The organism is Actinoplanes sp. TFC3, assembly GCF_001553785.1.
Taxonomy (GTDB): domain Bacteria; phylum Actinomycetota; class Actinomycetes; order Mycobacteriales; family Micromonosporaceae; genus Actinoplanes.
This window is the reverse complement of record NZ_LOJP01000001.1, coordinates 2,818,024-2,830,764: the sequence shown is the minus strand read 5'-3', so window position 1 is coordinate 2,830,764 and position 12,741 is coordinate 2,818,024. Positions and strand designations below refer to the sequence as shown.

Annotated in this window: 13 protein-coding genes; 9 read left to right on the top strand and 4 right to left on the bottom strand. The window is 69.4% G+C overall.

Annotated elements, in window-relative coordinates; translation table 11 throughout:
• Positions 1–88: 88 nt before the first annotated feature.
• The 3 genes from TFC3_RS12575 (at position 89) to TFC3_RS12565 (ending at position 2,857) form a co-directional block, all read left to right on the top strand.
• Positions 89–1,147, top strand: a complete 1,059-nt coding sequence (locus tag TFC3_RS12575) for a DUF1152 domain-containing protein (RefSeq protein ID WP_236718096.1) — start codon at positions 89–91, stop codon at positions 1,145–1,147.
• Positions 1,148–1,210: 63 nt separating this feature from the next.
• Positions 1,211–2,305, top strand: a complete 1,095-nt coding sequence (locus TFC3_RS12570; RefSeq protein WP_067499378.1) for a glycosyltransferase — start codon at positions 1,211–1,213, stop codon at positions 2,303–2,305.
• Positions 2,306–2,317: 12 nt separating this feature from the next.
• Positions 2,318–2,857 carry a DapH/DapD/GlmU-related protein gene (locus tag TFC3_RS12565; protein ID WP_067499375.1) on the top strand — a complete coding sequence of 180 codons (540 nt, stop codon included), beginning with the start codon at positions 2,318–2,320 and terminating at the stop codon, positions 2,855–2,857.
• Positions 2,858–2,877: 20 nt separating this feature from the next.
• Here the strand turns inward: TFC3_RS12565 and TFC3_RS12560 are convergent, their stop codons facing one another.
• Positions 2,878–3,711: an alpha/beta fold hydrolase gene (locus tag TFC3_RS12560; protein ID WP_067499373.1), complete on the bottom strand. Its 834-nt coding sequence runs from the start codon at positions 3,709–3,711 to the stop codon at positions 2,878–2,880.
• A 114-nt stretch (positions 3,712–3,825) separates the two neighbouring features.
• Between TFC3_RS12560 and TFC3_RS12555 the strand changes: the two genes are divergently transcribed.
• Positions 3,826–4,875 (top strand): alcohol dehydrogenase catalytic domain-containing protein, encoded by a 1,050-nt coding sequence (locus tag TFC3_RS12555; RefSeq protein ID WP_067499372.1) that lies wholly within the window; start codon positions 3,826–3,828, stop codon positions 4,873–4,875.
• Entirely contained in the window at positions 4,872–5,531 is a 660-nt protein-coding gene (locus TFC3_RS12550; protein ID WP_067499370.1) for a hypothetical protein, read from the top strand. Before TFC3_RS12555 ends, TFC3_RS12550 begins: the two co-directional genes overlap by 4 nt.
• A 72-nt stretch (positions 5,532–5,603) precedes the next feature.
• Here TFC3_RS12550 and TFC3_RS12545 read toward each other — a convergent pair whose 3' ends face one another.
• The gene (locus TFC3_RS12545) at positions 5,604–6,074 is read right to left on the bottom strand and encodes a nuclear transport factor 2 family protein (RefSeq protein ID WP_067499368.1); all 471 of its coding nucleotides are present in this window, start codon (positions 6,072–6,074) and stop codon (positions 5,604–5,606) included.
• A 135-nt stretch (positions 6,075–6,209) separates the two neighbouring features.
• Between TFC3_RS12545 and TFC3_RS12540 the strand changes: the two genes are divergently transcribed.
• The gene (locus tag TFC3_RS12540; RefSeq protein WP_067499366.1) at positions 6,210–6,824 is read left to right on the top strand and encodes a dihydrofolate reductase family protein; all 615 of its coding nucleotides are present in this window, start codon (positions 6,210–6,212) and stop codon (positions 6,822–6,824) included.
• 9 nt (positions 6,825–6,833) lie between these two features.
• Here the strand turns inward: TFC3_RS12540 and TFC3_RS12535 are convergent, their stop codons facing one another.
• Both TFC3_RS12535 and TFC3_RS12530 read right to left on the bottom strand, forming a co-directional pair.
• Positions 6,834–7,955, bottom strand: a complete 1,122-nt coding sequence (locus TFC3_RS12535) for a Dyp-type peroxidase (protein ID WP_173745376.1) — start codon at positions 7,953–7,955, stop codon at positions 6,834–6,836.
• Positions 7,956–7,960: 5 nt separating this feature from the next.
• A complete protein-coding gene (locus tag TFC3_RS12530; RefSeq protein WP_067499361.1) occupies positions 7,961–8,503 on the bottom strand; it encodes a copper chaperone PCu(A)C in 543 nt (180 codons plus the stop codon).
• Between the two features lie 331 nt (positions 8,504–8,834).
• Between TFC3_RS12530 and kdpF the strand changes: the two genes are divergently transcribed.
• The 3 genes from kdpF to kdpB are packed head-to-tail and all read left to right on the top strand — an operon-like array spanning position 8,835 to position 12,738.
• Positions 8,835–8,924: a K(+)-transporting ATPase subunit F gene (kdpF, locus tag TFC3_RS12525; RefSeq protein WP_067499359.1), complete on the top strand. Its 90-nt coding sequence runs from the start codon at positions 8,835–8,837 to the stop codon at positions 8,922–8,924.
• On the top strand, positions 8,924–10,600 hold the full coding sequence (gene kdpA / locus TFC3_RS12520) for a potassium-transporting ATPase subunit KdpA (RefSeq protein WP_067499357.1): 1,677 nt from the start codon (positions 8,924–8,926) through the stop codon (positions 10,598–10,600). The genes kdpF and kdpA overlap by 1 nt, the downstream gene beginning before the upstream one ends.
• 35 nt (positions 10,601–10,635) lie before the next feature.
• Complete coding sequence (gene kdpB / locus TFC3_RS12515; RefSeq protein ID WP_067499356.1) at positions 10,636–12,738, top strand: potassium-transporting ATPase subunit KdpB; 2,103 nt, start codon at positions 10,636–10,638, stop codon at positions 12,736–12,738.
• Positions 12,739–12,741: the final 3 nt, after the last annotated feature.

Here is a 12,741-nt window from a genome sequence, read left to right as displayed (position 1 = left end):
TGCAACTGTCAATATTGTTTGCCAACTATGTTTCGACCGGGAAGGCCGGACAACTACCCCACCTGCGGCTCAAGTCAGGAGCAGACCCGTGAGTGACAACTGCACCGCCACCCTCCCCGCGTCCGGCGGCCGCGCCCGGCTCTTGGCCCAGCCGCGCCTGATGGCTGATCATGGTGGGGTGAGCCCGGCTTCCTTCTCGCTGACCGTACCGCCGCTGTTCGCCGCGCTGGCCCCCGCGCGCCGCGTCTTGATCGCCGGCGCGGGCGGCGGCTTCGACGTGTACGCCGGTCTGCCGCTGGCCCTCGCGCTGCGGCAGACCGGCGCACAGGTGCACCTGGCCAGCCTGTCATTTTCCGAACTGGAGCTCATCGACCGCGCCGACTGGGTAGCCGAGAACGTCGCGGCCGTGACCCCGGGCTCGGTCAGCACCGACTGGTACTTCCCGGAGCGCACCCTGGCCCGCTGGCTGGCGGCCCACGACCTGCCGTCGACGGTGTACGCGTTCCCGCCGCTGGGTGTCGAGCGGCTGCGGGAGGCGTACCGGCATCTCATCGACAGCTTGCAGGTCGACGCGGTCGTGCTGGTCGACGGCGGCACCGACATCCTGCTGCGCGGCGACGAGAGCAACCTCGGCACCCCGGTTGAGGACATCACGAGCCTTGCCGCCGTGGCCGGCCTGGACGTACCGGTGAAGCTGGTGACCTGTCTCGGATTCGGCATCGATGCCCATGACGGCGTCAACCATGTTGAGGTGCTGGAGAACCTGGCGGCGCTCGACCGGGAGGGCGGCTACCTCGGCGCGTTGACGATCCCGGGCTCCAGCCGCGAGGCGGAGTTGTATCGCGATGCCGTGGCCGACGCCCAGGCCGCCACCCCGGAGCGGCCCAGCATTGTGCACGGTCAGATTGCCGCGGCCACCCGAGGCGCCTTCGGCGACGTCCGGTTCACCCGGCGTACCAGCGGCAGCGCCCTGTTCGTCAACCCGTTGATGGCAATGTACTTCACGGTCGACCTGGACAAACTGGCCGCCCGCTGCCTCTACCTCGACCGCATCGAACACACCTGGGGCCGGCGGCAGGTGACGGGGCGCATAGCAGCGTTCCGCGAGGAGATCTCACCCCGCATCCCCCGCACCTTCCCGCACTGATCAGCGCTTTTCTCCCCGTGGCCGGGACAACTTTCCACACTGAACAGTGTTATAAAGCCGCTCATGCGCATCGTTTTCGTCGCGGCTCCGCTGCAAGGCCATGTTCTGCCGCTGTTTGCGCTCGCCGCGGCCTGCCGGGACGCCGGGCACGACGTGGTGATAGCCGCCGGTGGCTTCCCGCCCGACGTTCTCGACCTGCGCACCGCCGACATCGGGGGCTCGTTCAACCTGGCCCGCAGCGCGATCCGGGTGGCACTGCGCCATCCGCGCCTGGCGCGCGCCGAGCTGCGGGGCACCGCCGGTCACGAGCTGGTCGGTCAGCTCTTCGGGCGCGCCAACCTGGCCCTGATCGACCCGCTGCGTGCCCTCATCGCGCAGGAACGCCCCGACCTGATCGTCTACGAACCGCTGGCCGAGGCCGGTGCCGTGGTGGCCGGGCAGCTGTCCATCCCCTCGGTGCTGCAGGAGAACACGCTCTGGCCGGCCACCGAACTCTTCCAAGCGGTCACGACCAGCACAGCCCTCACCGCGTACGACATCCCAGCGCCGGGGCTGACCATCGCTGTCACGCCGCCCAGCCTGCGCAGCGCCCCCGCGGCGGATGCCGTCATGATGCGGCCGGTGCCGTTCTCCGGGGGCGGTTCGGTTCCGGAATGGCTGCTCACCAAGAGCGATCGGCCCCGGGTGCTGGTTTCGCGCAGCACCCTCGACGGTCCGAACGACGGTGACCCCGGTCCCGCGATCATCGCGGCGGCCGCCCAGGTGGACGCCGAGTTCGTGTTGATCCGCCCGGCGGCTACCGCGAACCTGCCGGCCACCGTGCGCGCCGTCGACCGGGTGCCCATCAACGAGGTCCTTCCGTTCGCCTCGGCCTTTGTCCACCACTCCGGGGCCGGCAGCGTGCTGGGCGGGCTGGCCGCGGGGGTTCCGCAGCTGACCACGCCGGGTGCCGGTGACCGCCGGTACAACGCCGAGCTGCTGGCCAAGCGTGGCGCCGGGCTGGCCGTCGAGGCCAAGGCCATCACCGCTGAGCACCTGATCCGGCTGCTGAGCGACGACGCTCTGCGTACCGCGGCCCAGCAGGTAGCGGCCGAGATCGCCGCGATGCCGGACCCGGCGACGGTGGTACCCCGGCTGGAGAAGCTGGCGGGGCGCTGACAAGATCCCGGGATGTCCGATCGTCTGCTGCGCATCCGTAGCGCCGAGTTCCACGTCATGTCCGAGCGGGTCCTCGAGGTCACCCAATTGACCTCCCGCCTGAACGTGCTGCCCTTCGACGACGAGGCCGGCAAGGCGGAGTTGTTCGAGCGGATCCTCGGTCGCCCGCTGCCGGCGAAGGTCACCATCTACCCGCCGTTCTACACCGATCATGGCCTGCGCCTGGAGCTGGGCGAACGGGTGTTCATCAACCAGAACTGCACGTTTCTCGACTATGCGGGCATCCGGCTCGGCAACCGGGTGATGGTTGGCCCCAAGGCCACCTTCATCACCGTCGGTCACCCCGTGCACCCGCAGCCGCGCCGCGAATGGCTGACGGGGGCGCCGATCGACGTGGCCGACAACGTGTGGATCGGGGCCGGCGCGATGATTCTGCCCGGCGTCACCATCGGGCGTGACGCCGTGATCGCGGCCGGGGCGGTGGTGGCCGACGACGTCCCCGCGGCCACCCTGGTGACCGGGGGCAAGGCGGCTGTGCGCCGGAGCTGGTGAGGGCCCGGTGCAGGCGGTCCCTAGGCATTGACGGATTCCAGGAACGCCACGGTCAGCGCGGCCACCTGCTCGGGGAACTGCACGTGCGGGTAGTGACCGGCGCCCTCGATCATCTGCAGCCGGCCCAGCCCCCGCGGCAGCGCGGCGACGATGGCTTCTCCCTCGGCCTGCGGCGACGCCCAGTCGGGGTCGAGGGTGCCCTGCACGATGAGCACCGGGCAGCGCACGTTGCCCAGCTGATCGCCGGCGTCGGTGGGCGCGGACCGGGTCATCTGCTGGAACGCCTTCATCCGGCCGGGTTCGCGCATCATCGCGTCGATGCGGGCCAGGCTGGCGTCCCAGTCCGCCGGCTTGCGGCCCGGGGTGGCCAGCTCGAGGTATTTCCCCCACTGCGGGACGCTGCCGAACACACCCGCGCGGAGCAGCGGGAACATGGCCCGGCGGTAGCGCGACACCGTGAAGTCGCCGAGCTTGACCGACTGTTTGCGGGTGAACGGGCCGAGTTCCACCACGGCGGTGATCAGCGCCGGGGCCTGCGCCGCGGCGATCGTGGCGGCGCCACCGGCCAGCGAGTGCCCGACCAGCACAGCCGGTCCGCCCAGGTGCTCGACCAGCGCGATGAGATCGCGGGCTACGTCCGTACGGGAACAGGACGTCCATTCGGCAGTTGATTCGCCGCAGCCGCGCAGGTCGAGGGCGGCGACCCGGTAGCCGGCCTCGGCCAGCAGCGGGGCGACGAAGCGGTAGGCCTCGCGGCTGTGGCCGATGCCGTGGGCCAGCACGATCAGCGGTTCCGCGGCGCCGGTCACCTCGTAGGCCAGGGTGCCGCCGTCAACGCTCAGGTAATCGGTCATGTCGTTCTCCTGTTAGCTAGCCTTGTTAGCTCGAAAGCTAATGCACTTAGCCAGAGCGCGTCAAGGTGACCGGGCGCACAATGCCCTCGGCGGCCGGCAGGCTAGAAAGGAGCCATGCGCGCTGTCATCTTCGACAAGTTCGGCGAAGCTCCCCGGTTGGCCGTGGTGCCCGATCCCGTCCCACCGCCCGGAAGCGTCGTGGTGGCTGTGCGGGCGACCGGTCTGTGCCGCAGCGATTGGCACGGCTGGCGGGGTCACGATCCGGACATCGCGCTGCCCCACGTGCCCGGCCACGAGTTCGCCGGTGAGATCGCGGCGGTGGGCGCAGGCGTGACGGGCTGGCGTGCGGGAGACCGGGTGACCACGCCGTTCGTCTGCGCGTGCGGCTCCTGCCCGGCCTGCCTGGCCGGTGATCAACAGATCTGCCACCAGCAACAACAGCCCGGCTTCACGCATTGGGGATCGTTTGCGGACTACGTCGTGGTCCATCATGCGCAGACCAACCTGGTACGTCTGGAGCCCGCGATCGGCTTCGCCGGCGCGGCGGCTCTCGGGTGCCGGTTCGCTACCTCGTTCCGTGCGGTGGTGGCCCAGGGCCGGGTACGAGCCGGGGACTGGGTCGCGGTGCACGGCTGCGGGGGAGTGGGCCTGTCCGCCGTCATGATCGCGGCGGCGGCCGGTGCCCGCGTGGTGGCCGTCGACGTCTCACCCGCGGCTCTCGACCTGGCTCGGTCAGCCGGTGCCGAGGCGGTTGTCGAAGCCGGCCCGGACGTGGCCGCTACGGTCCGGGAGGCGACCGGCGGCGGGGCGCACGTGTCGATCGACGCGCTGGGCAGCCAGGCCACGCTGACCGCTTCGGTAGCTTCGCTGCGGCGGCGGGGACGGCACGTGCAGGTAGGGCTTTTCCCGTCGAACCAGCCCCAGCCGGTCGTACCGATGGACCTGATTGTCGCTCATGAACTGGAAGTCCTGGGAAGCCATGGCATGCCCGCTCACGCGTACGGCAGCATGATGGCCCTGGTCGCCTCGGGCCGGCTGCGCCCCGCCGAGCTGATCACCCGCGAGATCGCGCTGCCCGCGGCCCCCGACGCCCTGGTCGCGCTGGACGGTCCCGGCCTCGCAGGCATAACCATCATCCGGCCGCACGGGGAGACGCTCGCATGAAGCCCACGATCGCGCTGCTGCCCAGCGCCCTGCTCGGCCCGGCGGTCTGGCAGCCCGTGCACGCGGCGCTGACCCGGCGGGGCTGGGACGTGATCACCGCTGATGGTCGCGGATCCTCCACTGCGGAGGTGCAGTCGCGCTACCTGGACGGGTTGCCCGACGACCGCCCTTACTTCGTGGTGCCGCACAGCAACGCCGGGCTTTATGTGCCGGGGATTGTTGCGGTCCGCTCGGTTGCCGCCTGCGTGTTCGTGGACGCTGTGCTGCCGGGGCGCGCTGGGGACGTACCCGTCGCGCCGGAGCCCTTGCTGGTCCTGCTGCGGGACCTCGCCGACCCTGACGGGATGCTGCCGCCGTGGACCGAGTGGTGGGCGCAGGAGGACGTGGCGGCGTTGTTCCCGGATGCTGAGGTACGGGCGCAAGTTGCCGCTGAGCAGCAGCGACTGCCGTTGTCCTACTTCGAGGAAACCGTTGCGGTGAGCGCGGACTGGTCCCGCGTTCCGGCAGCGTATGTGGCCTTCGGCGAGACCTACGCGGACGAGTGCCGGGAGGCGGAGAGCCGGGGCTGGCCAACCACAGAGCTGACCGGCAACCACCTTCACATGCTGCACGATCCGGAGGGTACGGCCGAAGCAATCCACCGCAGCCTGCCCTGAGCGACCCGCGCGCTCCGGCTGCGGTGAACCGATGGCAGCGGTGCGGTGCTGCTTCGGTGCCATCCTGCGGGGTCAGCCTGCGGCGGGCGGCTCCACGACCAGGCCATCCCGCTCGTCGTCCCACGCCGCGGCGCTGATCCGCCAACCGGCCGACGTCCGGACGAACTGCAGCGTTTTCATCCCTCGCCCCGTGAACGGGACGCCGTCCTGCACGCCCTCCTTGGCGTAGCTGCAGAAGTGCTGCGCGATGTCGCCGAACACCTCGGTGCGCCCGGTCAGCTCCCACTCGGAGAAGCCGGTCAGCCGGCCCCCGCTCAGCAGCGCTTGCCGTGGCGCGATGAAGCTGTTGACCGCGTACACCTCGGGCTCGCCTCCGCACGTCTTGACGATCACCGCCTGCGGCAGAAAGACCTCCCGCAGCGCATCAAGGCGGGCCACACAGTCCCCCTCGGAAGTAAAAGCAGCGAAGAAGGTACGCACAACAGCCGCGATCGCCGCCCGATCACCGGTCTGCCCGGCACGCACCGGCTCATCATCGATCACAGAGCTACTGTGCCACGCCTCTGCGCGGCCGTCCCCGCGCCGGTCTCGTTCGAATTTGGTTCGTCGCCGCCGATGAGTTTGCGCGGCGGGCCCGGTCTGATGGTCGACAGAGTTTCAGCGAAAGGAACCGGCACCATGGCGAAGGTCATCTCCACCCTGTTCATCTCGGCCGACGGCGTTGCCGAGATCGACCCCAGCTGGCACTTCCCGTACTTCGACGAGAACATGGGTCGCAGCGTCGAGGAGGACTACAACACCGCCGATGTGCTGCTGATCGGGCGGGTGACCTACGACAGCTTCGCCGGCGCGTGGCCCGAGCGGGAGGTGGCCGGCGGGGACGACGCGGCGTTCGCCAAGCAGCTCGGCGACATCCGCAAGGTTGTGGTTTCGCGTCAGCCGCTGGAGTTCAGCTGGCGTGCGTCCGAGCTGATCGGCGGCGACCTCGTGGAGGCGGTCACCGCGCTCAAGGCCGACGCGGGCAGCAAGGGCATCCTGATCCCGGGTTCGATCTCCGTGGTGCAGCAACTGCTGGCCGCCGGTCTGGTCGACGAGCTGCGCCTGCTGGTGCACCCGGTCGCCGCGCGCAAGGGCCGCAAACTGTTCGACGAGGGCGAAGCGCCGTACCACTTGACGGTCATCGCCACCGAGGCCTTCCCGACCGGCGTCCTCCGGGTGATCTACGCCCCGGCGCCGGCGCCTGGCGAGGCCGGCTACGACGACGTGAAGGACCAGGTGCCCGGCAACCGGTGAGCGCCGCGTTCAGCCCAGCGCCTGCTGCCCGATCCAGCCGCCTTCGGGGCAGCCCGGCGGTACCGCGAACACCGCCGAGCCGATCGGGGTGATCCACTGGTTGAGCAGGTCCTTGTCGGCCAGGCGCTGCTGGATCGGCACGAACTGCCGGGCGATGTCGCGCTGGTAAGAAGCGAACAGCAGGCCCGCGTCGGGGCGGCCGAGAGCATCCGGAACGCCGTCATAGTTGTACGGTCGCCGCAGGATCTTCTGCGCCGGATCGGTGACCCGGGCGCGGGTGACGTGGGCGTAGTCGGGCATCGTGGGCAGCCCGGCGTCGTCCAGCGCGGTGAAATCGGGTTCGTCGTGCTCGCCGGTGCCGCTCAGCGGGGCACCGGACGCCAGGCGCCGGCCGGTGGCATTCTCCTTGTCGGTGCCCGAGAGCAGGTCCCACTTCTCGATCTCGGCTCGGATGCGACGCAGCACCAGCGTGGTGGAGCCGTCCGGGTTCCACACCGCGGTGTCCACCTCGGCGCCGCGCGGGTTGGCGGTGCCGTCGAGCTGGCCGAGCACGTTGCGCTGGGTGTGCCCGGGGGCCTGCACGCCGGGGCTGCGCCGGAAACCCTGCTGCACCCAGCGCACCGCGGCGAACGGGCGGGCGTCCTTGACGAGCATGCGTTGGGTGTGTGCCACGGTGAGCGGGTCGTCGGAGCAGATCTGCAGCAGCAGGTCACCGCCGGACCAGCGCTTCTCGAGCCGGTCGATGGGGAACTTCGGCAGATCGGCAACGGGGGAGGCCAGCCCGGCGGCGCGGTACAGGCCGGGTCCGAAGCCGAAGGTGACGCTCAGGCGGGCGGGCAGGGTGGCCAGGGTCGCGTCGGTGTCACCCAGGGCAGGGGTGCCCTGGGTGAGCCGGGCCGCGTCGTCGCTGAGCAGGCGCAGCATCCGGCCCAGCGCGCGCCGGTCGGTGCCGGTGGCGAGGGTGAACGCGACGAACGCGGCGTGAGCCGGCGGGTCCTGGGCCACGCCGGCTTGGCGGGGGCCGTGGAACGGGACTGTGGCCGTACCCATATCAGGGGGTTCTGCTGTTGTGTTTTCTTTCAGCGCAACCGCTGCCGCTCCCGCGCCGCCCAGGAAGAGCCGGCGGCTCAGCGACGTCACTGCGCGGCGCTCGGCATCGACATGCCCGGGTCATAGCTCTCCCCGGCGCCGGCGAAGGGCTTGGCGATGGCGGTGAACGCGACCGTGCTGCCGTCGGCGAGCTCGAGCGTGAACGACACCTCGTCACCGGCGGCGATCTCGGCGTCCGGCTTCATCAGCATCAGGTGGTCGCCGCCCGGGTTGAGCTCGTGGGTGCTCTTCGCCTTGATGACGAAGCCGCCCTGCTTGGGCTGCATCACCATCTTGCCGCCTTTCATGGTCATCTCGTGCAGTTCCATCGGCGACGCCGGCGACTCGGCGCTGACCACGGTGACTTCGGCCGCCGTGTCGTTCACCAGGACGCCGAACGCAGCGGTCATCGCGCCCGCCTTGGCCGCCTTCACCCAGGGGTCCTTGATGGTCAGCACCGCGCTGGAGCTGGTCGCGGGTGCTGCGGCGGCGTTGCTGGGAGTGGTGTTGCCGGCGGTGGCACCGGTGCCACCGCAGCCGGCGAGGGCGAGGACGGTCAGCGTCAGGAGGGCTCTGATCGGGATACGCATGATTGGTTGGTCGGGCGGCTCATCGCGGAAGTTCCCGGCTCCTTGCAGCACGCGAATTGCCGGTGGGTTTGTCGCGCTGGTCACAAGGTGAGTGGTGCTTGCGGCGGTGATGGGCACCACCTGGGGCGTTAAGAAGGCGTCAAGATGGCGGGTTGCTGCGTAGTCATCGCGTGAACGCCGATGACGGGGAGTTCTGGGCGCGCTGTGCTGATGGCAGCAGTTCAGCCCGTACCCCTCGCTAGGAGACCTCCGTGGCCGACGTCGTGTTCGTCCTTCTCACGGTGGCGCTGTTTGCCGCGCTTACCGTGCTGATCCGGGCGGTCGAGCGCTCGTGAGTGCCGTCAATCTTGTTGGCCTGATCATGGCCGTTCTGCTGGGTGGCTTCATGGTGTCCGCCCTGCTGTTTCCGGAGAAGTTCTGATGGCCGGGTGGATTTTCCCCGGTACGCTCGTGCTCGCTCTCGTGGTGGTCTACCGGCCGTTCGGTGACTACCTGTACCGCGCCATCGCGGGCACCGCTGATGCCCGGGCCGAGCGGGTGCTCTACAGGCTCGTCGGGGTGGACCCGAAGGCACAGCAAACCTGGGGCGTGTACGCGCGCAGCGTCCTTGCGTTCTCCGTGCTTTCCGTGCTCTTCCTCTACATCTTGTTGCGGGTACAGGACAAGCTTTGGCTTTCGCTGGGGCTGCCGCCGGTCACCGACCACGTTGCTTGGAACACCGCGGTCAGCTTCGTGTCGAACACGAACTGGCAGGCTTACTCGGGCGAGTCGACGATGGGCCACCTGGCGCAGATGGCCGGGCTCGCGGTGCAGAACTTCGTGTCCGCGAGCGTCGGCATCGCGGTCGCCGTGGCCCTCATCCGAGGATTCGCGGCCCGAAAAGCACCAGGTCAGGCCCGCAACCCAGCAACCCCCGCCACCCTGGGCAACTTCTGGGTGGACCTGACAAGAATCACGCTGCGCATCCTCGTGCCGGTCAGCGTGCTGTTCGCCCTCGTGTTCATGGCCGGGGGCGTGGTGCAGAACCTGTCCGGCGGCACCGACGCGACGACGTTGACCGGCGCCACGCAGCATCTCACCGGCGGGCCGGTTGCCTCGCAGGAAGTCATCAAGCTGCTGGGCACCAACGGCGGGGGGTTCTACAACACCAACTCGGCGCACCCGTACGAGAATCCGGCCACCTGGACGAACTGGCTTCAGGTGTTCCTCATCTTATTGATCCCGTTCAGCCTGCCCCGGGTGTTCGGCCGCATGGCCGGGCAGAACCGGCAGGGGTACGCCATCGTCGCGGTGATGGCCGTGCTGGCGATCGCGTCCACGGCGTTGACCGTTGGCTTCGAGCTGCACGGCGGTGGCACGGTGCCGCAGGCGGCCGGCGCGGCGATGGAGGGCAAGGATGTGCGCTTCGGTGTTCCGGGCTCAGCCACGTTTGCTGCTGCTACCACGTTGACGTCGACCGGGGCGGTGAACTCGTTTCACGACTCGTACACGTCGCTGGGCGGGATGATGCCGATGGTCAACATGATGCTCGGGGAGGTGGCTCCGGGCGGCACCGGCTCCGGCCTGTACGGCCTGCTGGTCCTGGCGATCATCACGGTGTTCGTGGCGGGGCTGATGGTGGGACGTACCCCTGAATATCTGGGCAAGAAAATCGGCGCGCAGGAGATGAAGCTGGCGTCCAGCTATTTCTTGGTCACGCCGGCGCTGGTGCTGACAGGTACGGCCACAGCGTTCGCCACCGGGCACAACAGCACAGCGCTCAACACCGGGCCGCACGCGCTGTCCGAGGTGCTTTACGCCTTCACCAGCGCGGCAAACAACAACGGCTCGGCCTTCGGCGGCATCACGGTGAACACGCCCTGGTGGGATACCGCGCTGGGGCTGGCCATGCTGCTCGGGCGGTTCCTGCCGATCGTGCTGGTGCTGGCCCTGGCCGGGGCGCTCGCCGAACAGCAACCGGCTCCGGAGACCGAGGGCACGATGCCCACCCACCAGCCGCTGTTCGTCGGCATGGTCGTCGGCGTGACCGTCGTGCTCGTCGCGCTCACCTTCCTGCCCGCCCTCGCCCTGGGCCCGATCGCCGAGGCCCTGGCATGACTGACCGCCCCGATTCTGAAGCCGAGGGACCGAGCATGACCGACCTGATGGAACGCCCGGCGGAACCCGCCGCCCCAGCGGCAGCGCGCAGAACCGTCCAGGGCGGCCTGCTCGATCCCCGGCAACTGTGGAAGTCTCTGCCCGGCGCGCTGCGCAAACTCGACCCGCGCACGCTGTGGCACAACCCGGTCATGCTCATCGTCGAGGCCGGCGCAGTGTTCACCACCGTGCTCTGCATCGCGCAGCCGAGCACGCTGGCCTGGATCATCACCGTCTGGTTGTGGTTGACCGTGGTGTTCGCCAACCTGGCCGAGGCTGTTGCCGAGGGCCGCGGCAAGGCCCAGGCGGCGACGCTGCGACAGTCCAAGAAGGACATCACCGCCCGGCGGCTCACCGGGGATGGGCGTGCGGAGCAGGTACCCGCACCCGAGCTGCGGCAGGGCGACACCGTGGTGGTCGAGGCCGGCGAGATCATCCCGGGCGACGGTGACGTGATCGAGGGCATTGCCAGCGTTGACGAGTCGGCCATCACCGGGGAGTCCGCGCCGGTGATCCGCGAGTCCGGGGGCGACCGGTCGGCGGTCACCGGCGGCACCAAGGTGCTGTCCGACCGGATCGTTGTGCGGATCACCCAGAAGCCCGGGGAGAGCTTCGTGGACCGGATGATCGCGCTGGTCGAGGGGGCGAACCGGCAGAAGACGCCGAACGAGATCGCGCTCAACATCCTGCTCGCCGCGCTGACCATCATCTTCTTGCTCTCGGTGGTGACGCTGCAGCCCCTGGCCATCTTCTCCAAGCAGTGGCAGGCCGCCGCGCCGGACACCGCGGCGATCGACGGGCACGGCGTCACCGGCATCGTGCTGGTCTCGCTGCTGGTCTGCCTGATTCCCACGACGATCGGCGCGCTGCTGTCGGCGATCGGTATCGCCGGCATGGACCGGCTGGTGCAGCGCAACGTGCTCGCGATGAGCGGCCGCGCGGTCGAGGCGGCCGGTGACGTCAGCACGCTGCTGCTGGACAAGACGGGCACGATCACGCTCGGCAACCGGCAAGCAGCCGAGTTCGTACCCGTGGAGGGGGTCAGCGCGAAAGACCTGGCCGAGGCGGCGCAACTGGCGAGCCTGGCCGACGAGACGCCGGAGGGCCGCTCTGTGGTCGTACTGGCGAAGAATGAATTCGGTCTCCGGGAAGTGGAACCTGGTCTGATCGGGGGCGCGACGTTTGTGCCTTTCACGGCGCAGACGCGGATGAGCGGCGTGGATCTCGGCGACCGGCAGATCCGCAAGGGCGCGGCGGCAGCGGTGCTCAAGTGGGCGGGTTCGGCCAGCGAGCAGACCGGGCGGATCGTGGAGGAGATCAGCGCGAGCGGCGGCACTCCGCTGGTGGTTGCCGACGGCCGCACCGTGCTGGGCGTGATCCACCTCAAGGACGTCGTGAAGAGCGGCATGCGCGAGCGCTTCGACGAGATGCGCCGGATGGGCATCCGCACGGTCATGATCACCGGTGACAACCCGCGTACGGCTCAGGCCATTGCGGCGGAGGCCGGGGTCGACGACTTCCTGGCCGAGGCCACCCCCGAGGACAAACTCGCGCTGATCAGAAGGGAACAGCAGGGCGGGCGGCTGGTCGCGATGACCGGTGACGGTACGAACGATGCTCCCGCTCTCGCGCAGGCCGACGTCGGCGTGGCCATGAACACCGGTACCTCGGCGGCCAAGGAAGCCGGCAACATGGTCGACCTCGACTCCGATCCGACCAAGCTGATCGAGATCGTGGAGATCGGCAAGCAACTGCTCATCACCCGCGGCGCGCTGACCACATTCTCCATCACCAACGACATCGCCAAGTACTTCGCGATCATCCCGGCCATGTTCGCCGGGGTGTACCCGGGCCTGGACGCGCTCAACATCATGCGGCTGCACTCACCGGGCTCGGCGATCCTGTCCGCTGTCATCTTCAACGCGCTGGTCATCGTCGCGCTGATCCCGCTCGCCCTGCGCGGCGTGCGGTACCGGCCCTCCAGCGCCGCCGCCCTGCTGCGCCGCAACCTGCTCGTCTACGGCCTCGGCGGCGTCATCACCCCGTTCCTCGGCATCAAGCTCATCGACCTGCTCATCCAGTTCATCCCAGGGATCTGAGAC

Excerpts from the sequence above, each read along its gene's own strand:
- TFC3_RS12570 (WP_067499378.1), top strand. The coding sequence starts at position 1,211 with ATGCGCATCGTTTTCGTCGCGGCTCCGCTGCAAGGCCATGTTCTGCCG.
- TFC3_RS12565 (WP_067499375.1), top strand. The coding sequence starts at position 2,318 with ATGTCCGATCGTCTGCTGCGCATCCGTAGCGCCGAGTTCCACGTCATG.
- TFC3_RS12560 (WP_067499373.1), bottom strand. The coding sequence starts at position 3,711 with ATGACCGATTACCTGAGCGTTGACGGCGGCACCCTGGCCTACGAGGTG.
- TFC3_RS12555 (WP_067499372.1), top strand. The coding sequence starts at position 3,826 with ATGCGCGCTGTCATCTTCGACAAGTTCGGCGAAGCTCCCCGGTTGGCC.
- TFC3_RS12550 (WP_067499370.1), top strand. The coding sequence starts at position 4,872 with ATGAAGCCCACGATCGCGCTGCTGCCCAGCGCCCTGCTCGGCCCGGCG.
- TFC3_RS12540 (WP_067499366.1), top strand. The coding sequence starts at position 6,210 with ATGGCGAAGGTCATCTCCACCCTGTTCATCTCGGCCGACGGCGTTGCC.
- TFC3_RS12530 (WP_067499361.1), bottom strand. The coding sequence starts at position 8,503 with ATGCGTATCCCGATCAGAGCCCTCCTGACGCTGACCGTCCTCGCCCTC.
- kdpA (WP_067499357.1), top strand. The coding sequence starts at position 8,924 with ATGGCCGGGTGGATTTTCCCCGGTACGCTCGTGCTCGCTCTCGTGGTG.
- kdpB (WP_067499356.1), top strand. The coding sequence starts at position 10,636 with ATGACCGACCTGATGGAACGCCCGGCGGAACCCGCCGCCCCAGCGGCA.